Consider the following 22,324-nt stretch of genomic DNA (forward strand, 5'->3'; position numbering starts at 1 on the left):
CTAGTCATTTGTATAAAAAGTATTGATTTTTATTTGATTGTCGGATAAGATAGCGTTATCAATTGAAAAGTGAGGACCTTTAACATGAAAAAATATAACTTTCCAGCTAATTTTTGGTGGGGATCTGCTGCCAGTGGCCCACAAACAGAAGGACGCATTGCTGGAGACGGTAAAGGTGAAAATATTTGGGATTACTGGTATGCAAAAGAACCTGAAAAATTTTTTAATGAGGTTGGACCAGATAAAACATCGCAGGTTTACACAAAATACAAAGAAGACATTCAGTTAATGAAAGAAACAGGCCATAATTCATTTAGAACATCTATTCAATGGAGTCGATTATTTCCAAATGGAACGGGTAATATCAATCAAACGGCGGTTGCTTTTTATCGAGAATATTTTCAAGAATTACGAGAAAACGGAATAGAACCATTTGTAAATTTATATCATTTTGATATGCCTTTAGCTTTACAGAAAAATGGAGGGTGGTTGAATCGTGAAACAGTAGATGCCTATGTGAGCTATGCGAAAAACTGTTTTGAGTTGTTTGGAGATCTTGTTCAAACTTGGTTCACGCATAATGAACCGATTGTTCCTGTTGAGGGCGGGTATTTGTATCAGTTCCATTTTCCAAATCACATTAGTTTAAAGGAAGCAGTCCAAGTTGGTTATCATGAAAATATTGCAAGTGCTAAGGCAATTCAAGCTTACCATCAAATGGGACTGGCAGGAGAAATTGGAATTATTTTAAATTTGACGCCAAGTTACCCAAGAGATAATGGTAATCCAGAAGATGTCAAAGCAGCAAAAATTGCGGATGCTTTTTTTAATCGTTCATTTTTGGATCCAGCTGTCAAAGGAGAATTTCCAGAAGATCTAGTTAAAATTATTCGAAATTTAAACTTGCTTCCTGAGATTGTTCCGGGAGATTTAACTTTGATAAAGGAGAACACTGTTGACTTATTAGGAATCAATTACTATCAACCACGTCGAATCAAAGCAAAAGAATCAACACCGGATAAGCTATCCTCACCAATGCCAGATGATTTCTTTGACAATTATGAAATGCCAGGTAGAAAAATGAATCCTTATCGTGGTTGGGAAATTTATGAAAAGGGAATCTATGATATTTTAACGAATACACGAAAAAACTATGGGAATATCAAATGTTTTATCTCGGAAAATGGTATGGGCGTCGAAGGAGAAGAACGATTTGTGAATGAGTTTGGTATGATCGAAGATGATTACCGTATCGAATTCGTTAAAGATCATTTGAAATATGTTCATCAAGCAATTGAGGAAGGAAGCAATTGTGTTGGTTATCATATGTGGACGTGCATGGATAATTGGTCTTGGACAAATGCGTATAAGAATCGTTACGGCTTCATCGCTGTCGATTTAGAGAAAGAAGGAGCGCGTACAATTAAGAAATCTGGTCATTGGTTTAAACAAGTAGCTGATGAGCATGGATTTGATTGAGCAATTGACTGGATAAGTTAGGCATGTGAGAAACTGGAGAAACGCTCAAAGATTTTCTCCAGTTTTAGTTTTTGCTAGGCTATCATTTCACTTCTGAGATTATTCGCAGTAGACTAATACTAGAGCAAATGAGAAAGAAGTGAAAAATATGCGAAACAAAGTAAAAAGTTCGTGTACAACGATTTTAGTTGGGAAAAAAGCGAGCATCGATGGGTCAACAATGATTGCTCGAAATGAAGATAGTGAGAAAGCAATCGAACCCAAACGTTTTATTGTTGTCCAACCAGAAGCTCAACCTAAAGTCTATGAGTCCAAGATTAGTCATGTATCAATTCCTCTGCCTGATAATCCTTTACGATACACAGCCACACCGAATGCCGATGATTCAATCGGAATTTGGGGCGAAGCAGGAATCAATCAAGTGAATGTGGCGATGACAGCAACGGAAACTATTACCTCAAATTCACGAATTTTGGGTGTAGATCCTTATGTCGAAAATGGTATCGGGGAAGAAGATTTGTTAACAATTGTTTTACCTTATATTACTAGCGCGCGCGAAGGAGTTATACGACTAGGACGGTTATTAGAAGAGTATGGAACCTATGAACCAAATGCTCTCGCTTTTTCAGATAATGACGAAATCTGGTATTTTGAAACAATCGGTGGTCATCATTGGGCAGCAATCAAGATTCCTGATGAAGCGTATGTGATTGCACCAAATCGAATGAATATCGATATTTTTGAGGTTGATTCAGAAAATACCATGTGCTCTGAAGATTTAGTCGAGTTAATTGAAAGCTATCACTTGAATCCTAATCCAGAAGAAACACTTAATTTACGTCATATTTTTGGGAGTGCCACAATCAAAGATCATCATTATAATAATCCACGTGCTTGGTATGGTCAAAAGTATTTCACGCCAGAAATCGTACAAGATCCAATGGATGACAATCTGCCGTTCATTTGCTATGCAAATCGAAAAATATCAGTTGAAGAGATCAAATTTGTTTTGAGTTCACATTATCAAGATACCGTGTTTGATGTGTATGGCACAGGAACAGAGCAACAAAGGAAAAGCTTCCGACCAATTGGCATCAATCGTAATATCCAATGCCATATTTTGCAATTGCGAAATGATGTTCCTAAATCAATTTCTGGTATTCAATGGCTGGCATTTGGACCGAATACATTTAACGTGTTGGTTCCTTTTTATACCAATGTTGAACAAACACCTGCACGTTATTCAGACACGTCGACTAGCTTCGATTTTAATCATCCTTATTGGTTATTCTGTATGGCAGCATTGATTGGTGACTATGATTACGACCGATTTACCGATATTTATGCGGACTATGAACAAGAAAGTATGGCTTCTTTTAGAAATAAACAGTTGCTAGCTGATGCACAAGCAACAAAGAGTTTTAGCACTGGCTATTTAGAAGAAATCAACCAACAGCTTGCAGAAGAATGCTATGATCGAACAGTTGCCTTATTAGGCAAAATGCTTGAAAAGGGAGCTACACACATGAATTTGCGTTTTGATCTTGGTGATTAAATCGTGACCACATTGGTTGTCCCAAGAAAAGAACAGTGATAAACTTAAGAAAAGGGAGGCGTTTACAATGACGGACACATATCAAAATATTTTGGTTGCAATTGACGGCTCAGAAAAAGCAGAAAAGGCATTTCTTGAAGCAATTGCGATTGCGAAACGAAACCAAGCAACTTTGCACATCTTATATGTTAATGAAGTAACAGGAAATTATTTTGGTGATTTTGCGTTTGTAACAACTAATTTACAAGCAGAGCTCGATGAAGTAGCAGAAAATCAAATGAAAGCTCATCGGAATTTAGCAATTGAAAAAGGGTGGACAGATATTGAAACGTATATCCTTTATGGTTATCCTAAAACACTTATTGCTAACTTCAATGAGTCAAAAGAACCAATTGACTTGATTATTATGGGATCAACTGGGTTAAACGCAGTGGAACGTGTCTTAGTAGGATCAACTACCGCATATGTCGTGAACCACGCACCATGCAATGTGTTAGTAGTAAAATAAAATAGAAAATAAAAAAGCAATCAACAACAATTGACGAAGGGTGAACCAATCAATGGTTTCACGATAAGATACGTCGATTTGTTGGATTGCTTTTTTTATTTTGTCTTTTTTATAAAATAGGTGATAGTAGTCGGGAAATTTGTTGTTTGAATAACAGCCAGGTAGACATTTCTTTGACTGTTTCTGTTGTCATAGTAGAACAGTTTTCTTCATCTTCAAGAAATTTATCAGAAAGTTGTTCTAAAAATTCATGGTCATAAATGACTGCACTGGTTTCAAAGTTTAGACGATAACTGCGGATATCTTGATTGGCGGAACCCACCATACAGATTTCATCATCCATGATCAATGTTTTCGCGTGTAAAAAACCAGCTTCATAAACTAAAATCTCAATGTTTTCTTTAATCAATTGGCGTGCATAATATTGTGTAGCACGGTAAATGAATGGATGATCGGGTTTATTTGGAATCATGATTTTGACATGGACACCTGAAGCAGAAGCAATTTTTAATGCAGCAATCACGCTCTCGTCAAGAACCAAATAAGGTGTCTGAATCCAAATTCGTTTTTTTGCTGAAGTAATTAGTTTGATAAAGGCTAACTTGATTTGTTCACGCTCATTATTTGGACCACTTGAAACTAATTGAATATCAACATTGCCATTTTGCTCGTTATTTTCGTCCACTTTCTTGAAAAAATAATCCAAATGATAGCCAACCTTTTTTTCTTCTGAAACGGAAACGTTCCAATCCATTAAAAATCGAAGTTGCAACAACGACGCAGCAGCACCGAAAATTCGAATGTGAGTATCGCGCCAGTAACCGAACTTTTTGGTCGTATAGACGTATTGATCGGCAATGTTGAAGCCGCCAGTATACCCAATTTTTCCATCAATCACAACGATTTTTCGATGATCATGATAGTTTAAACGAAAACGAAGTAATGCTTCTTGAGAAGTTAAAAAGGTTTGCGCTTCTCCACCATTGGCGATGAGTTGATTAAAATCTTTTGCTTTTGTACCATGTGAGCCAAATGCATCATATAGTAGGCGAACTTGAACTCCTTGGGCAGCTTTCTTTTCTAATAAACGTAAAACCTGATTGCCGATCTCGTCAGTTACGAATGCGTAATACTCAATATGGATAGAGTGCTTAGCCTCTTCAATATCGTTTAACAAAGAAGTTAACTTTTCTTGTCCATCAGTTAATAATGTAAGTCCATTTTTTCGAGTTAAAGGCATCTGATTCAAGGATGAGAAGAAGTCAACGAAGGCTTGTTTTTCGACTTCATTTGTTTGAGAATCGTAGAGCTCGATGGTACCATCTCGAAAATTCTGGAAATTTTCTAGCTCCTTTAAATCACTTTGTCGTAAGTAGAATTTTTTCTTGTCCGTTAAACCACGTCCAAAAAATAAATATAGAACAAAACCAACAACAGGTAGCGCAAATAGCACGAGTAACCACGCCCAAATGGCTGCAACATCGCGTGGCTTGATTAAAATAGTTATCAATGCAAAAACAGCATTAATTAAATAAATTGCTGAAACAATAAATCCTACCAAATAATTTTCCTCCTTTATTTCAATAGTGATAGTATAACATGAGTCGAAAAATAAACCTACGCGTGACCACTGGTTTCAATTACGGAAAATCTAGCAAATTGGCTGAACAAACGGAATAAAATAGTTGCTTTTTGTCATTTAATACGATAGGATAATAATACAGTTGAATATCTCCTTAGGGGAGTAACCGGCAACAAATTGTTGCGATAATATCAACAGTAAGTTAACCGATGGTTTTCTGGTATTGTATGAAATGGTGAGACCTAAGACAAATGTTGATTTGTCTTGGGTCTCTTTTTTTTCAGGCAAATGATGCCAGAAGCAAAAAGATTAAATGGGGGATGAAATTTGGAAAACAAGGAACAAGCACAACGAGTGATCTATCAAGAACCAATTGATTCGTTGATGCAGCAAACACACAGCTCAAATGAGGGTTTGAGCACGACGCTTGCAAAAGAAAAACTAGAAAAAGACGGGCTAAATCAACTGAAAGAAGCACCAAAAAAACCGACTTGGAAGTTATTCTTAGAAACATTCAAAGATGCGATGGTAATTGTGTTACTGATTGTTGCGCTTATTCAAATGATCATGGGAGAATACGTTGAATTCTTCGTTATTTTTGCAGTATTGATGCTTAACTCGGTTATCAGTGTGGTACAAGCAAAAAAGGCAGAAGGTTCATTAGAAGCATTAAAAAGTCTCTCGGCACCCGATGCTCGTGTCATTCGCGATGGTAAAGAAAAAACAGTGCCGGCCAAAGAACTAGTAGTTGGCGATTTAGTATTACTTGAAGCAGGAGACTATGTTCCAGCGGATGGTCGTTTAATCGAAGCCGGCTCGTTACAAGTAGATGAAGGTATGTTGACAGGTGAGTCGACTGCAGCTGAAAAAGAGGTTGTTGAAATCACAAATACTGTTCCGATAGGTGATCGTGTAAATATGGTCTTTAGTGGAACAATCGTGACTTACGGCCGTGGGAAATTCTTGGTTACTTCAACTGCAAATAACACTGAAATCGGACAAGTGGCTGGATTGTTAGAAAGTACAACAGAACAAACAACACCACTACAACGTGGACTAGACAAATTTAGTAAGAAGCTAAGTTTAGCCATTCTTGCTTTATCATTGTTGATTTTAGGCATCCAACTATTACGTATTTTCCTTGGTGAAGGTACTGGTGACTTAACTGCTGATATTGTCAGTGCTGTAATGTTTGCTGTAGCTGTTGCTGTAGCTGCAATTCCAGAAGCTTTGCAATCAATCGTTACAATCGTGTTATCTTTAGGAACAAATAAAATGGCTAAACGTCATGCGATTATTCGTAAGTTACCAGCAGTAGAAACATTAGGCTCAACAAGCATTATTTGTACGGATAAAACCGGTACTCTGACCCAAAATAAAATGACTGTTGTTGATTATTACTTAGCCAATGGTGACTCAGGAGACTTTACGGATAATCCGGAAAAATGGTCTGCTGATGAACGTCGCTTGATTGAAATCTCTGTGTTAGCAAACGATGCTTCAATCAGTGAAGACGGAACAAAACTGGGTGATCCAACTGAGGTTGCTTTTATTGATTTTAGTGAAAAATTAAATCAACCATATCAAGAAATCCGTTCAAACTTCCCTCGTGAAGCAGAGTTGCCATTTGATTCAGATCGTAAATTGATGTCAACGGCGCATACATTTGATAATGAGAAATATTTGCTAGTTAAAGGTGGACCAGATATCGTCTTTAACCGAAGTAAAAAGGTTTTGTTGAATGGTGAAGTTGTACCGATGACAGATGAATTGATGACAAACTTCCAAAATCAAAACGAAGCGTTTTCTAATCGTGCTTTACGTGTGTTGGCTTTTGCTTATCGTCCAATCGATAACTTAGACTTAACATTTGACGACGAAAATGATCTTATTTTAGTTGGGATTTTGGCAATGATTGATCCACCAAGAAAAGAAGTAACGCAAGCTGTTGAAGAAGCACGTAGTGCAGGAATCAAAACAGTGATGATTACTGGGGACCACAAAACAACTGCGGTTGCAATTGCTAAAGAAATCGGCATTTTTGAAGAAGGAAACCAAGCGTTAACTGGTACAGAACTAGATGCTTTATCCGAAGATGAATTGATGAATATCTTAGAAAATGTGACTGTTTACGCACGTGTTTCGCCTGAAAATAAAATCCGAATCGTTCGCGCTTGGCAAGCAAAAGGACATATTTCTGCGATGACAGGTGATGGTGTCAACGATGCCCCTGCATTGAAACAAGCAGACATTGGGATTGCTATGGGAACTGGTACAGATGTTGCCAAAGATGCTGCGGCAATGGTCTTAACAGATGATAACTTTGCTTCAATCGTGAGTGCGGTAGAAGTTGGACGTAATGTGTTTGATAATATCAAAAAAGCTGTTGCTTATTTATTTGCTGGAAACTTAGGTGCCATCATTGCAATCATCTTTGCATTGGTTGCTGACTGGTCAAATCCATTCACGGCACTACAGTTGCTTTTCATCAACTTAGTAAATGACTCTTTACCTGCGATTGCTTTAGGAACAGAAAAAGCAGAACCTGCGACAATGAGTCGACCACCTAGAGATCCAAATACAGGTATCTTTACAGGCAGAACGCTGATTTCAGTAACTTATCGCGGAATTTTGATTGGTGTCGCTGTTATCTTTGCTCAGTGGTTAGGGATGCAACATTCACCTGAATTTGGCGTAGCAATGTCATTTACAACTTTGATTTGGTGTCGTACATTGCAAACATTCCCAGCACGTTCCAATACACAAACTGCATTCCAAGCTGGCTTCTTCTCAAATAAAGTTGTCTTGCTTGCGGTAGTTGTATGTAGTGCTTTGTTTAGCTTAACAATGATTCCGGGTCTCAAAGAAGTCTTTTCTATTCCGTCAGCCTTTGGCGTATCAGAAGTCTTGACGTGTTTGGGTCTGGCAGTTGTAACAATTCTTTTAATGGAAATCACAAAATTGATTATTGTTCGTGTCCAAAATGGAAAAGTAACAGAATAGCAATTGATTAATCACAAACTAGTTAGATAAAAATAAAAAGAAGTGTGCTAGTGATTAGCATACTTCTTTTTTGAAATTAAGGATGAAAAAAATGGATGAAGTAGCATGGGATGAATTTGCTGAAGAATATTACATTATTCAAGAAGAGTCACAGACTCCAATCGTCACAGATCTTGTCGATTACTTATCTAAGGAATCTGTTTTGCCTGCAGCCTCACTAGCAGATGTAGCAGGCGGGGCAGGCCGTTACCTACCTGCACTTGCTGAACAGGTTGGCAAGTACGAGCTAAACGATTTTTCAGCAGCAATGTTAAAGTACGCGCAACAAAAAGCAAAACGTTCTAAAGTGTCAAATGTGGTGTTCAAGAAACAAACGTTTGATGCATTCTTGAATTCAGCGAAGCAGTATGAAGTGATTTTTTCAGCGTCAAATCCAGCTTTTACTGAAACAGCACAAGTGGAAAAGCTAATGAGAAAAGCAAAAAAATGGTGCGTCATGGTACGAGTAATCAAATCAGAAGATGATCTTTTTACAATAATCGATGATGCGTTAGGCTTAGCAGTAGAAGACCCAAACGTTACACCCACTATCAGTAATCAGATAGAAGCATTTTTACAGAGTAAAAAAATTTTAGTTAAGAAAAAAGACTTTACGTATCAAATCAAGGAAACGATCTCAAGAGAATTATTGACTGAATATTACGAATCAGAGATGACAGCTGAATTGAAAGAAACAATCGAAAAGTTATTTAACAAAAAAAATGAACTTATCAGTACAACGACCGTAACTTATCGGCTGTTACTTTGGCAGATAAAAGAGGGTTTTCCAAAAAATTAACAAGGATAGATCTAATTTATCTTTTTAGCGTATATATAATTGAAAACAAAAGCTCCATACAAATCAAAAAAGATTTGTACGGAGCTTTTGCTGTTTATTCTACTTCTTTATAATAACGAATATCGTTTTCTACTTTATAAATTGAAAATGGCACGTCACTGTTGTATTCTGCCTGTTGGCCATGCTCTGGTAGAACTTCAGTAAAAATTTGTTCATATTCTGCTACAGAAACTTGTTGGCGATTATCAAATAAAGCTTGATGATTTTCTTTGTCTAGGAAATCTTGGTAATTTTTTTCCAAAGTTCCAGTAAAAAATTCGCTGACTGCTCCAGAACCATAACTAAATAGCCCAACGCGGTCACCGGTACGTAAAGCTGTTGAATTTTCAAGCAAGGAAATCAAACCAAGGTAAAGCGAGCCAGTATATAAATTACCAACACGACGACTATACTGGATACTTTCATCATAACGGGTCAACAAACGTGATTGGTTTTCTTCATCTGTTTCAGCTAAAACACTTTGTAATGCTTTTTTTCCCATTTTTGTATAAGGAATGTGGAAGCATAATGCTTGATAGTCTTCCAAGGTCAAACCAGTTTGTTTTTTATGTTGTTGCCAAACTTTTTGGAAAGACTCGATATATGTCGCATTTGATAACGGACCATCAACAACAGGAAATTCGCTGTAATCTGGGCGCCAGAAATCATAGATATCTTCCGTTAAAAAGACACTGTCATCTTCAATTGAAAGAATTCTTGGATTTGCAGTGACCATCATAGCTACAGCTCCAACACCTTGAGTAACTTCTCCGCCAGTTGCTAAACCATAGCGAGCAATATCACTGGCAATCACTAAAACTTTTCGTTCAGGATGATTGCGGACGTATTCCTTGGCCATATGTAAAGCAGCGGTTCCCCCATAACAAGCTTCCTTTACTTCGAAAGAACGAGCAAATGGTTGGATTTTTAATAAACGATGAATAATGACCGCACTTGCTTTTGAATGGTCGACACCGGATTCTGTTCCGACGATGACCATGTCGATTTGTTCACGGTCTTCGTCTGTAACCAATTTACTAGCAGCATTCGCGCCTAAAGTGATGATGTCTTCTGTTGCGCGGTTAACCGCCATTTGATCTTGTCCAATACCAATATGATACTTGGCAGGATCATCTCCACGACTTTCAGCTAGCTCAGTCATGTCTAAATATAAATTTGGAATAAAAAAGGAAAGACGATCAATCCCGATTTTCATTTCAACACCTCTTCACTCATAATTAAAACTTACTTTAATAAAGTATCATAAAATCTTTAAAAGAAATATAAAAAAGACAATATTTAAGGATTGTTAAAATTTTCAAGTGGAAAAAATGATCGAGAGTGGTGAGCTATTTGTTTTTACTTGAAAGAATGTTATATTTTTGTAGGAGGTGGCTTACTTGAAAGAAGTCGTAATTATAGATGCTGCAAGAACCCCCATAGGTAAATACCGTGGGAGCTTGAGCCGTTATTCTGCTGTCGAATTAGGAACATTGACTACGAAAAAATTATTGAAAAAAGCTGGTATCAGCAAAGAGCAAATTGATCAAGTCATTTTTGGAAATGTTTTGCAAGCCGGTAATGGCCAAAATGTTGCTAGACAAATTTCAATCAACAGTGGGATTCCCACAAGTGTACCCGCGATGACTGTCAATGAAGTATGTGGTTCAGGAATGAAAGCAGTTATTTTGGCACGTCAATTGATCCAATTAGGTGAGGCACAAGTCGTTATCGCTGGTGGGACGGAAAGTATGTCCAGAGCACCTTTGCTTCAATCTTATGAATCTGAAACAAATAGTTATGGTGAACCAATTTCAAGCATGGTCAACGATGGATTAACCGATGCTTTTTCAAATACTCATATGGGATTAACAGCTGAAAATGTTGCCCAACACTATCACGTGACTAGAAAAGAACAAGATGAATATGCACTTGCTTCTCAACTTAAAGCAGCTAAAGCAACCGAAGCCGGAATTTTTACGGAGGAAATCATCCCTATTGAAATTACGGAATCGCAATGGCTAGCAACAGATGAATCTGTTCGTGGGAACAGCACGATAGAAAAATTAGAAACACTGCGTACCGTATTTGCTGAAGATGGGACAGTGACAGCAGGAAATGCCTCACCATTAAATGATGGAGCCTCTGTATTGATCTTAGCTTCAAAAGAATACGCTATCGCAAATGATCTTCCTTATTTAGCAACAATCAAAGCAGTAGCAGAAGTTGGCATCGATCCATCAATGATGGGGATTGCGCCAATTACTGCTATCAATCATTTGATGGCTAAAACGGATGTTTCTTTAGCAGAGATTGGTTTATTTGAAATCAACGAGGCTTTCGCAGCTTCTTCATTTGTTGTGAATCAGGAACTCCAGTTGGAAAGTGACAAAGTAAATATTTATGGTGGTAGTATTGCTTTAGGTCATCCAATTGGTGCAAGTGGTGCTCGAATTTTGACAACTTTAGGCTACGGGTTACTAAGAGAAAAAGAGCGTTACGGAATTGCTTCATTATGTATCGGTGGTGGGCTAGGATTAGCGATGCTGCTGGAAGCAAATTTAGAACTGAATGAGGAGCAGTCTTTGCAAAAAAAAAAGTTCTATCAGCTGACGCCAATGCAACGTCGGGAGCAGTTAGTTGAAGAAGGAGCGTTAACGGAGAATACTGCCGACCTATTTGCGCAACAAACTTTACCTGAGGAAATAGCGAATCATCTGATTGAAAATCAAATCAGTGAAGTTGAAATTCCATTAGGAGTCGCTCAACATTTTCAAATTAATGGAGTTAAAAAATGGATTCCAATGGCTACAGAAGAACCTTCAGTGATTGCAGCAGCCAGTAATGGTGCGAAACTATGCGGAAATATCAAAGCAGAAACACCACAGCGATTGATGCGTGGACAAATTGTTCTAGCCGGTCAATCGGAGTATCAAGCAATCATTCAAGCACTTGAAGAACGTAAAGAAGAATTGATTTTGTGTGCAAATGAGAGCTATCCTTCAATTGTGAAACGTGGTGGTGGTGTAAGGGAAATTACAAGTCGTGAGTTTCAAGGAGAAGAACTAGCTTACTTGTCAATTGATTTCTTAATTGATGTAAAAGATGCCATGGGAGCCAATATTGTCAATGCCATTTTAGAGGGCGTAGCAACAAAAATTCGTGGATGGTTTCCAGAAAGAGAAATTTTATTCAGTATATTAAGTAATCTAGCTACTGAATCTTTGGCGACAGCTCGTTGCACGATTCCATTTGAGCGTTTCTCTTCTGATCGTCAAATGGGCGAGCAAATTGCAAAAAAAATCCAACAAGCGGCAGAATACGCGAAATTAGATCCTTATCGTGCAGCAACGCATAACAAAGGAATCATGAATGGAATCGACGCAGTTATTTTAGCAACAGGTAACGATACTCGGGCAACTGGTGCAGCTATCCATGCTTATGCTGCTAAAACTGGCCGCTACGAAGGTTTAACACAATGGCGTGTAACTGAGAGTGGCTTGAATGGAAAAATCACGTTACCGTTAGCAGTTGCAAGTGTTGGTGGCGCATCAAAGGTGTTGCCAAAAGCTGCAGCTTCTTTTGAACTACTAAAAGTCGATTCTGCAAAAGAACTTGCACAACTAATTGCAGCCGTTGGTCTAGCTCAAAATTTGGCAGCATTGCGTGCTTTAGTAACGGATGGTATCCAAAAAGGACATATGTCACTTCAAGCAAGAGCATTAGCGATGACAGTGGGTGCTAAGGGCAGTGAAATCGAGCAAGTGGCCCAGATACTAAGAAGTATGGAAAAAATGAACCAAGAGATTGCGAAGAAAATATTAGCGGAACTTCGGCAAACAAAAGAATGAAATATTTTTGATCGATAGAAAAAACTGAGGCAAATTTCTTGCCTCAGTTTTTTTAAAGAACACTAACATTACTTAAGTTATTCCTTTTGTTATTGATTTGGTAGGTGATAAAATAAAGAGGAAACAAAAATAAATAACGAAGGAGAGAAGCGATGGAAAAGAAAATATGGGGATGGTTGTTAGTAGGGGTTATATTTTTGGGCTGTGTCTTGCCGGCTGTAAAGGTAGACGCGGATATGTTTGATTATTATTGGGAGGGGCGAGCAAGAAATCAAACTTGGATGAGCGACCTCAAAGATAATACACGTTTATCAGAACTGTCAATCCCAGGAACACATGATTCAGCATCACATGGGATCAAGAACAGTACAGGACTCGGATATGCTAAGACACAAAGTATTGACATCACTCGGCAATTAAATAATGGCATTCGGTTCTTAGACGCACGTGTGTGTGAAACAAATGGTTCGTTTGCAATGCATCATGGTGTGTATTACTTAAATTCAATGTTTGGAGATGTCCTGAATAGCGTCACAAGCTTTCTTAGAAAAAATCCGGGCGAAGTTGTGTATATGCGCTTAAAACAAGAGAATAGTTCAGTAAGTGACCAAGTATTCAATCAAGTTTTAAACGAAAAATACCTGAAAAATAGTTGTTGGAAAGACTTCTTTTATTATGGGCGTAGTAATCCAACTTTGGGAGAAACTAGAGGGAAAATTGTTATTTTACGTAATTTTTTAGGAAATAGTGTGGGAATTCCTTACCCAAGTCAATTTGATATCCAAGATTATTGGGATCCCGCAGATCCTGCAGATAAACGCTGGGCGATTGAACAGCAATTGGCAAAAGCCGCAAAGAGTCAAGGAACAGATAATATTAAGTATATTAATTATTTAAGTGCATCAAATTTCTTTTATCAAATTAAAGGTTTTGCAGAAAAAATGAACCCATTCACTGTAAATTATATCCGAAATAATCAAGTGAAACATGTGGGCATCGTAGCGGCTGACTATCCAGGTAGTGAATTAGTGAATACCATTATTGATCTAAATAATCGATTACTAAAAAATCCAGAGAAACATGGCGAATATTCTAGTTCAATTGTGACGATTCAAACACTATTGAACACGAATAAAGTGATTGATTGGTATAAAAGTTTTAATAGTGGAATCATCTACCCTAATAACAATGGTAGTAATCAAAAATGGCAAATGTGGTACGATTCAAACGCAAAAGCCTATCGCATACATACATATGACTATGGCCATCTTGCATTAAGACAAGCGACTACGCCTTATAATACCTCAAGATATAATGTGGTGATTGAAGGTGCGGATGACAGTAACAGGGGGTTGTGGCAACTCATTCCAGCAGGAGAACATGGCAAGAACAAAGTATACTACTTGAAAAATTGTGCAAGTAATCTTTATTTAGATGTAAAAAGCAGTGTGCATGATCCTTCAGGTGAGTTGATTACTTTCCCATATACGGGAGAAACAAATCAAAAATTTGTGATAAATGTAATCAGATAAGAAAAGATGACCGCCATGTCTATCCTTTCATTAGATTTTTTATCTAACGAAAGAGATAGACGCATGGCGGTCATCTTTTTTCTTATTAGCGATTAGCAATAGGCATTGCTGCAAATTGTTCAATCAATGGTACAAGTGTTAATTTCACTTTGTATTTTCGTTCAAGTGCTTTTTCAATGGTAAATTCGTTGACTGTTGTCATTGAAATTTCAGCGAGTTTACGAGGTTCATCTGTTGTTTTTTCAAAGATGATTGCAGTATCTGCTGTTTTTTCAACATAGAATTTTGGATATTCTGCAACAGCGGCTGCAAACTGATCAAAGTTCAAGTCAGATGTAGCTGCTGGCGCTTTTTCAGTGACAGGTTCTACGTTGACTTCTTCAGTTGCAACTGATTTTTCTTTTGTTTCTTGCGCTTCAGTAGCAGGAGCCACTGGTGTTGAAACAACTTCAGCAGTTGGTTCATTGTTTTTCATTCGTTGGTCGTTCCAGTAAGAAACGATTTCGATCAATAGGTTATCGCGAAAACGTTCAAAGATATCTTTTTCGCCAGAACGAATACGTTTCAACACGCTCGTAAAGTTATCATCAATTGGCACGTTGATGCGAGTGGATTCATTTGAATTTCCAGCCAACCCAATTGTTAAGATCTGACGATTCTTTGGATCAAGCATTACTTGTAAGGGTAAGCCATAACGACGTAAACTTTCTTCTTCTAATGAATTGAATAGTTGACTTCTAATTCCATCTAAAGAGGGACGAAATTGATTTAATAATTTTTGTTTTTGTTTTTTCTTCATATTTTTGATTTCTCTCCTTCACTCATACCTTATCGATTATAAGAAAAATTTTGCCAATTGAAAAGGATTTAAAGGAAAAAACTTATGTAAGTACGCATAATGTTCCAATAATCGTTCTTTTTTGTCGAAAATTTTTGTTTTTTTAGATTAAGGGGGGAAACCAATAAAAAATTTTCCCTCAAAAAATAAGAAAAGAAGAGAAAGGGTCAAAAAAGAAAGCTTGGACAATTTTTTGTCCAAGCTTTCTTTACTCTTTTGGTAGTAACGCAAAAACGTTTAGTTCTGGTGAGTAGATAATTTCATGATCTTTCCAGTGAGTCACCATCAACGAATGATCCAAGCGTTTTTTGATCTCTTGGATTTTTTGATTATGTGACATATTTCTGGCTGGAAAGTGTTGGATTTTATCTGATTCAATCAAAAAGATAAAATCTGGATGAAATGTCTGAAGAATCTCTTCGGGTAATTCTTCTAATCTTTGGATAGGGTTCATACTTTCACCTACTCAATTAAAATTCAGTTGTATCAGGATTTTTAGCTTTACCCACGACGCCATCTAATGAATCGATTTGTGCCATTTCTGTTTCAGTTAATTCAAAGTCAAATAATTCTGTATTTTCTTTGATTCGACTTGGTGTGACCGACTTAGGTAAAGGTAAAAAACCATGTTGTAATGACCAGCGTAAGGAGATTTGTGCGATTGTTTTTCCATGGGCTTCAGCAATTGTTTGCATTTCAGGAACATCAAAAATTTTCCCCGTTCCTAAAGGACTGTAAGCTTCAAGAATCATATCATGTTGTCGGGCATAGTCCACGACTTCCGGTTGTAGTTCACCAGGTGCTAAGAAAATTTGATTCACCATTGGCATGATGCTTGCTGTTTTGGCTAAAGCATCTAAATGATGAGGTAAGAAATTACTTACACCAATTGCTTTGATTTTACCTGCTTCATATAACTCTTCAAAAGCACGCCAAGTTTCAGCATTTGCTTTTTCCCAGTTTTCACGGAAGGTAATTGGATTTGGCCAATGAATAAGAAAAAGATCAAGATAGTCTGTTTGTAGTTTTTCTAAAGACTCTTCAAAGGAAGACATTACTAGATCATAGCTATGATTGGTATTCCATAATTTCGTTGTTAAGAAAATCTCTTCTCTAGGAATACCACTTTCTTTGATTGCTTGACCAACACTTTCTTCATTTTTGTAACCTTGTGCTGTATCAATATGACGATAACCAGCCGCTAATGCTTCTTTCACAGAGGCAACAGCTACATCGCCATCAGGGGTTTGCCAAGTACCAAAACCAACGACTGGGATTTCATAACCATTTGCTAAACGATACGTGCTTGTTAAGTTTTCCATATTCACATCTCCATTTCTCTTTTCTTTCTCTAGTTTAGCGCATTTTTTACAAAAAGTAAGGCCTCGTGCTTTGATTTTTCTAGCGAAAAAGGAAAAGAAATATGGAGAAAAAATCTTTTTGATGATGCTAGCTTTTTTTTATTTTTTCAGTACACTAGAAAAGAAGGGAATGAGCACATGGATATTTATTTAAAGAAGGCAATCTTGCATATTATTGATCGTGAAACAGGTTCACCTGTTTTTTCACAAAAAGAATTGGACTTGACGAAGGACTTCATTCGTGATTTTTTGCAAAAAAAAATTCAAAAAATTTCTTCTGTGCAAACTAAAACGGGGCATTTGGCAGAAGACAGCGATTTTGCTAAAAGTATCCAACACTTTTCTGACGATTTTATTGTAGCGAGTGAAGAAATCGTAACGCGCTGGTATGAAATCTATCAAGAAAGTGAAGAAGCACCAAGCGCTGATGTATTTATTGTGATGTATGAAATAGATACAGAATTATATGTAGCACTATTAAAAGTAAACTATCGTGAATCATATACTCATTTTGTTGAGGCAGATGAAACGGGAATTGAAAACAAATTGATCTTGAATCGTGCAATTTTAGGCTCTAAATCTCAAAAAGCAGATGAAGCAATTGCAGTCAATCTGCGGGAGTTATCTTATGAACTCTTGGAGAAAAAATATGAATTTTCTGGAAAAAAAGAGTGGTACTTCTCAGAAAAAGTGATCGAAAGTGTACCAGCACCTTCGTTAGAACAAAATGTCAAAGTGATCCAAAAAGTGGCGAAACAAATAGGAAAGAAATTTGAAACGGAAGAGTTTGATATGGTTGCAGATTTGAAAGAAGCTGTTTACGATACCATCGAAGAAAAAGGTCGTCTTGATCACGAAATGATTGCTGAAAAAGTATTCAAAGAAAATATCTCTGCTAAGATGGCTTTTAAAGAAGAAGTACAAGAACATGGTTTTGTTCCAGAAGCAATTCCTGTAAGAGAAGTACAAGAAATCTCAGAGAAAAAATTTGGCAAACAAAAGTTCAAATTATCTAATGGAATTGAATTGATTGTTCCAGTAGATGTTTATCGTAACCCAGATTTGATCGAATTTGTGAACAATCCAGATGGAACAATCTCTGTAATGATCAAGAATGTCGACGAAGTGTTGAATCGACTATAAGAAAAGTCAGATCGTTCCACGATAAGTGAAATAGAAAGCAAGAAAAAAAGCAGCTCAGATATATCTGAGCTGCTTTTTTTTTCAAGATCATGAAACGTTACTCCATTTTTTCTAATGCTTCTTTAGGAACATCAGTTTCTTTGACTTCTTCCCAACTCATGACGCCTTTACGTGGATTGACCTTAAGTTTTAAATAGGCGTTTAGCTTTAAAGGACGTTCTCTCGCTTCATTTAAAGTAACTTGTTTCGCTTCCCCATTTTTATTGTAAGCATTTTGTTTATACGTATATGTGGTATAGGATTCTCCGTTATCAGAGCGTTCAGTATGCTTTTCCCCATTTGTAGTAATTTCAGTATAGTAAGTTTCGCCACCATAAAAATAATTATAAGCGAACATACTTCCACCAATAAAGACGGCTAGTAGGGCAACTAATCCAATTATTTTTTTCATATTTTTCACCTCTGTTCTCTATTATTCCTGAAAAAATGTGATTCGTCTATTGAATCTTCTCAAACTAGTTTTATTTATAAAAAACTATACAAAAAAGGACATTAGAAAAGCGAATGTACACGAAAGTGTTCTTAGTTGACTTTGACCAATTTTGACGTATAATAATCATTGTTCCATTCTTACAAAAAGTAAGGAGGACATATTCGTTTTTATTTTATAAAAAAAGGACTATAATAAAAACGTGAGAGCTGAAAGTTCAGTGATCTATATTATTTAGGAGGTTTGTAAATTATGGCAAAAGAACATTATGACAGAAGTAAACCACACGTTAACATTGGTACCATTGGACACGTCGATCATGGTAAAACCACTTTAACTGCTGCAATCACAACAGTATTAGGGAAAAAAGGCCTAGCAAATCCTCAAGACTATGCAAGTATTGATGCAGCTCCTGAAGAACGTGAACGTGGAATTACAATTAATACAGCACACGTAGAGTATGAAACAGACAAACGTCACTACGCACATATTGATGCACCAGGACATGCGGATTACGTTAAAAATATGATTACCGGTGCAGCTCAAATGGACGGTGCAATCTTAGTAGTATCTGCTACTGATGGCCCAATGCCTCAAACTCGTGAACACATTTTGTTATCACGTCAAGTTGGTGTTAAATATCTAATCGTTTTCTTAAACAAAACAGATTTAGTTGATGATGAAGAATTAATCGACTTAGTTGAAATGGAAGTTCGCGAACTATTAAGTGAATATGGGTTCCCAGGTGATGATACACCTGTAATCAAAGGTTCAGCTTTGAAAGCTTTACAAGGTGATCCAGATGCTGAAGCCGCAATCATGGAATTGATGGATACAGTTGACGAATATATTCCAACTCCAGAACGTGATACTGACAAACCATTATTATTACCAGTGGAAGATGTTTTCTCTATTACTGGTCGTGGTACGGTTGCATCAGGTCGTATCGATCGCGGTGCTGTTCGTGTTGGTGATGAAATTGAAATCGTTGGTATCAAACCAGAAACTCAAAAAGCAGTTGTTACAGGTGTTGAAATGTTCCGTAAAACACTTGATTATGGTGAAGCAGGAGATAACGTAGGTGTACTACTACGTGGGATCCAACGTGAAGATATCGAACGTGGACAAGTAATTGCTAAACCAGGTTCAATCACACCACATACAAAATTCAAGGCAGAAGTTTATGTATTGACAAAAGAAGAAGGCGGACGTCATACACCATTCTTCAATAACTACCGTCCACAATTCTACTTCCGTACAACGGACGTAACAGGTACAATCGTATTGCCAGAAGGTACAGAAATGGTTATGCCTGGCGATAACGTAACAATCGACGTAGAATTGATTCATCCAGTCGCAATTGAAAATGGTACAACATTCTCAATTCGTGAAGGTGGACGTACTGTTGGTTCAGGTATCGTTACTGAGATCGAAGCATAGACACGTTTAAAAATAATCTGAACACAACTAAAAAGGATTCCAGAAATCATTTCTGGAATCCTTTTTTGCTATTTTTTAAACCATTTTTTCAATCCTTTTTGTAAAGGACTCATTTTTCCACTTTTTTCAACAGGAGCATTGTCGATAATCAGTAACGCAATCATGACATACGCAATCCAACTATCTCGAGAATAAAGGGTATATCGAGGTGTCCAATGTGTTGCATATTTTTCTTTGTATTCACGTAATCCATGGAAAGAATAAAAATGGGAACCAAATTCATAAACCAAGTAAGCAATTCGCTCTTGAAGAAAACTTTTTCTAGATGTTCCCACATTCGAAAGAGGAGCCATTCCTAGGTTGAACCATTGAATCCCTTGCTCTTTCATATGATTGAACAAGTGGATGAATAAGAAATCCATGCTACCAGAAGGCGCCTTTTTTGGATCATAACGCATCAAATCGATTGTTCCAACTTTGTTATCTGTATAAGTTGGCATAATATTTGCGAAGGCAACTATTTCTTTTTCGGAATTTCGGACAACAGCAATAGGTCCACGTTGAAGATAATCTTCAGCAAAAAATCCTAGCGAAAACCCTTTTTCTTTACGACTGCCAAGCCAGTTATCGGAAATTTGTTTAAATGTTTGCATTTGTTCTACAGAAAATGGAGGCGAAAGGACTTCAAAAGTAAATCCATCACGTTCGATTCGATTAATGACTGCCCGAGTACCCTTCATTTTCTTCCCAGAAGTAGTGAATTCAGGTAGTTCAACGTACGCTTCTTCTCCCATTTTGATGAAATCATAGCCTACGTCATGGAGAATCATTACAAGTTCTTCACTTGACTCATAAAAAACAGGTAAGTAGCCAAGACGATCCGTTTCTGTAATAAATGCTTCAATTGCTTTTGGAAAATCTTCCTTTTTCCCAGAAGGATCCCCCATAACAACACATTTATTGTTATAAGAGGCAAACTGTAATAATACAGTTGGTTCACCATTTGATTCGTAAGTGAACATCCGTTTATCTTTCAAGAAAATAAGTTGACTATCGGAATTCCCTCCATAATTAGCCAGCACAGCTGTTGCTTTTTCTTCATCAAAAACTTCACCCACTAATTTCTTTTTCCCCTGTAAGAAATGAACAAAGAGGATCATGATCAAGCTAACCGTAACAATTGCTAAGAAACCAGAGAGCCAGATTTTTTCAGATGGAAATAGAAAGAATGAAATAAAGTGATGCTTCCGATGGGGAAATATCGGCAGATTATAGACGCCAATTACCAGATACAAAATGGTTAATGTGCCAATCAACAAGCCATCGACGGTTAACCATTCCCAAGAATAAACTAGTTGTTCGCGAAAAAGCTCATTTTTTGAAGCAATGATGATCACTAATAATAGGGTCAAGAAAATTGATCCAGTCAAGGTGAAATCACCAAGGATAACATACAGTAACGCAAGACCTACAATGATAATTGTTGGTAAATAGGCACGAGTGACTCGTGCAGCAATTCCGCGTCCCATAATCAATAATAAGAAACCTAAAATAATGCTTGGAAACTGGACGATAAAATGGAATTTTAGTGGGTTCAATGTGTGCAACCAATGAAACTCCGAAAAAGCTTGTGGAATTGTAGCTGATAATACGAGCATGATGCCAGAAAAATAAAGTAAAACAACAACAATTTTGTGCGCAATTTCTGTCGCCAGTTGTCTAGGAATACCAGAATAGCGCTGATTGAAAGAGGCACCGATATTTTTGAAGAAAAAGACGATACCCAATAAAAATGGAATAAAGTAATAAAAAATCCGAAAAAGTAAAATCCAGACCACTACGATTTCACGAGGAATCCCGATTGCTGATAACCCGAGAATCATCATTACATCGAAACTTCCAATCTCACCGGGAATCATCGATACGATTCCAATCACAGAAGCCGCAATAAATAAAGGAATTGTCTGCCATAAATCAATCGGAATCTCCATTAAAAAACCGACCGAAAGAAAACTTAGCAGGACACCTGTCCATTCTAAAAAAGAAACAAGCAGTAATTGTCCGCGTAGCTTCCAAGTCAAACCACCCAAGTATCCTTCTTTCTTTAAGGTAGTGACTAACAAGACAACTGGAAAATATAGCCCACCACCAATTAACCAAATCCAATATTGTTTGATGAAGGGAGTCACAGGAGTAAAAAGCACCAGCAAAAATGACAATAAACTATAGATAGAGAGTCCTGCCATCAAAAATAAGAAAATTTTCGAAAGGGCCTGCATGACTTTCTTTCCATCTTTTTTCTGTCCATAAAGTTCTGAACGAAGACCGATACTTACAAAACCACCAAAACCTGCTACATTGTTAATCGTATTGATCAACCAACTTGTTTCGAGTAAATAACTCCACGACAATTTTTGACCTAATAAACGATTTAAGATTACATCATAACCAATCATTGGTGCGACACAAAGTAATCCAATGATGAACATCAAAAATGTTTTCCAAATCGGGATATTGGAAAAAGTCTGAGCTAGCTGATCGACAGACAACGTCTTACCGATTGATAAGAGTTCTCCAAAAATAATCACAACAACAGAAATTAAAAAAATTGTTTTAAATAGTCCTAAATGATTCTTAAACCATTGAAGGGCTGTTTTTAACACAT

15 protein-coding genes and 2 pseudogenes are annotated in these 22,324 nt (G+C 37.0%); 9 read left to right on the top strand and 8 right to left on the bottom strand.

Translation table 11 applies throughout. The annotated features are described in order from the left end of the window. Positions 1-84 precede the first annotated feature (84 nt). The 3 genes from AC4BD1_RS04075 (at position 85) to AC4BD1_RS04085 (ending at position 3,542) form a co-directional block, all read left to right on the top strand. Positions 85-1,479, top strand: coding sequence for a glycoside hydrolase family 1 protein (locus AC4BD1_RS04075; protein ID WP_206909960.1), 1,395 nt, complete (start codon positions 85-87; stop codon positions 1,477-1,479). Positions 1,480-1,627: 148 nt separating this feature from the next. Further along, the gene (locus AC4BD1_RS04080; RefSeq protein WP_490467079.1) at positions 1,628-3,034 is read left to right on the top strand and encodes a C69 family dipeptidase; all 1,407 of its coding nucleotides are present in this window, start codon (positions 1,628-1,630) and stop codon (positions 3,032-3,034) included. 67 nt (positions 3,035-3,101) lie between these two features. After that, positions 3,102-3,542, top strand: coding sequence for a universal stress protein (locus AC4BD1_RS04085; RefSeq protein ID WP_206909965.1), 441 nt, complete (start codon positions 3,102-3,104; stop codon positions 3,540-3,542). 109 nt (positions 3,543-3,651) lie between these two features. Here the strand turns inward: AC4BD1_RS04085 and cls are convergent, their stop codons facing one another. Further along, positions 3,652-5,103, bottom strand: a complete 1,452-nt coding sequence (gene cls, locus AC4BD1_RS04090) for a cardiolipin synthase (RefSeq protein ID WP_206909967.1) — start codon at positions 5,101-5,103, stop codon at positions 3,652-3,654. A gap of 348 nt (positions 5,104-5,451) precedes the next feature. Between cls and AC4BD1_RS04095 the strand changes: the two genes are divergently transcribed. Continuing rightward, positions 5,452-8,127: a cation-translocating P-type ATPase gene (locus AC4BD1_RS04095; RefSeq protein WP_206909969.1), complete on the top strand. Its 2,676-nt coding sequence runs from the start codon at positions 5,452-5,454 to the stop codon at positions 8,125-8,127. Between the two features lie 91 nt (positions 8,128-8,218). Next, positions 8,219-8,965, top strand: a complete 747-nt coding sequence (locus AC4BD1_RS04100; protein WP_490485856.1) for a class I SAM-dependent methyltransferase — start codon at positions 8,219-8,221, stop codon at positions 8,963-8,965. Between the two features lie 94 nt (positions 8,966-9,059). Here the strand turns inward: AC4BD1_RS04100 and AC4BD1_RS04105 are convergent, their stop codons facing one another. Then, entirely contained in the window at positions 9,060-10,220 is a 1,161-nt protein-coding gene (locus AC4BD1_RS04105) for a hydroxymethylglutaryl-CoA synthase (RefSeq protein ID WP_490485857.1), read from the bottom strand. Between the two features lie 184 nt (positions 10,221-10,404). Between AC4BD1_RS04105 and AC4BD1_RS04110 the strand changes: the two genes are divergently transcribed. Next, positions 10,405-12,855 carry a hydroxymethylglutaryl-CoA reductase, degradative gene (locus AC4BD1_RS04110; protein WP_490485858.1) on the top strand — a complete coding sequence of 817 codons (2,451 nt, stop codon included), beginning with the start codon at positions 10,405-10,407 and terminating at the stop codon, positions 12,853-12,855. Positions 12,856-13,007: 152 nt separating this feature from the next. Next, positions 13,008-14,387, top strand: coding sequence for a phosphatidylinositol-specific phospholipase C domain-containing protein (locus AC4BD1_RS04115; protein WP_490485859.1), 1,380 nt, complete (start codon positions 13,008-13,010; stop codon positions 14,385-14,387). An 85-nt stretch (positions 14,388-14,472) separates the two neighbouring features. Here AC4BD1_RS04115 and AC4BD1_RS04120 read toward each other — a convergent pair. The 4 genes and pseudogenes from AC4BD1_RS04120 to AC4BD1_RS04135 all read right to left on the bottom strand — a co-directional run. After that, a pseudogene (locus AC4BD1_RS04120) lies at positions 14,473-14,700 on the bottom strand (hypothetical protein); the annotation flags it as partial. Between the two features lie 110 nt (positions 14,701-14,810). Further along, positions 14,811-15,186 (bottom strand): annotated as a pseudogene (locus AC4BD1_RS04125) (hypothetical protein); the annotation flags it as partial. Between the two features lie 247 nt (positions 15,187-15,433). After that, entirely contained in the window at positions 15,434-15,679 is a 246-nt protein-coding gene (locus AC4BD1_RS04130; protein WP_206909976.1) for a hypothetical protein, read from the bottom strand. A 16-nt stretch (positions 15,680-15,695) separates the two neighbouring features. Next, positions 15,696-16,547, bottom strand: coding sequence for an aldo/keto reductase (locus AC4BD1_RS04135; protein WP_206909978.1), 852 nt, complete (start codon positions 16,545-16,547; stop codon positions 15,696-15,698). 177 nt (positions 16,548-16,724) lie between these two features. Here AC4BD1_RS04135 and AC4BD1_RS04140 point away from each other — a divergent pair, with 177 nt between their 5' ends. Beyond that, entirely contained in the window at positions 16,725-17,729 is a 1,005-nt protein-coding gene (locus AC4BD1_RS04140) for a nucleoid-associated protein (RefSeq protein WP_490485860.1), read from the top strand. A 97-nt stretch (positions 17,730-17,826) separates the two neighbouring features. On the opposite strand, the gene AC4BD1_RS04145 is transcribed toward AC4BD1_RS04140, so the two are convergent. Continuing rightward, positions 17,827-18,180: a YxeA family protein gene (locus AC4BD1_RS04145; protein WP_206909982.1), complete on the bottom strand. Its 354-nt coding sequence runs from the start codon at positions 18,178-18,180 to the stop codon at positions 17,827-17,829. A 291-nt stretch (positions 18,181-18,471) separates the two neighbouring features. Here AC4BD1_RS04145 and tuf point away from each other — a divergent pair, with 291 nt between their 5' ends. Beyond that, positions 18,472-19,659, top strand: a complete 1,188-nt coding sequence (gene tuf, locus AC4BD1_RS04150) for an elongation factor Tu (RefSeq protein WP_010719593.1) — start codon at positions 18,472-18,474, stop codon at positions 19,657-19,659. Between the two features lie 68 nt (positions 19,660-19,727). Here tuf and mprF read toward each other — a convergent pair whose 3' ends face one another. Then, positions 19,728-22,322 (bottom strand): bifunctional lysylphosphatidylglycerol flippase/synthetase MprF, encoded by a 2,595-nt coding sequence (gene mprF, locus AC4BD1_RS04155; protein ID WP_490467288.1) that lies wholly within the window; start codon positions 22,320-22,322, stop codon positions 19,728-19,730. Positions 22,323-22,324 lie beyond the last annotated feature (2 nt).

The sequence above is a fragment of the Enterococcus sp. DJ147D b genome (genome assembly GCF_058216655.1).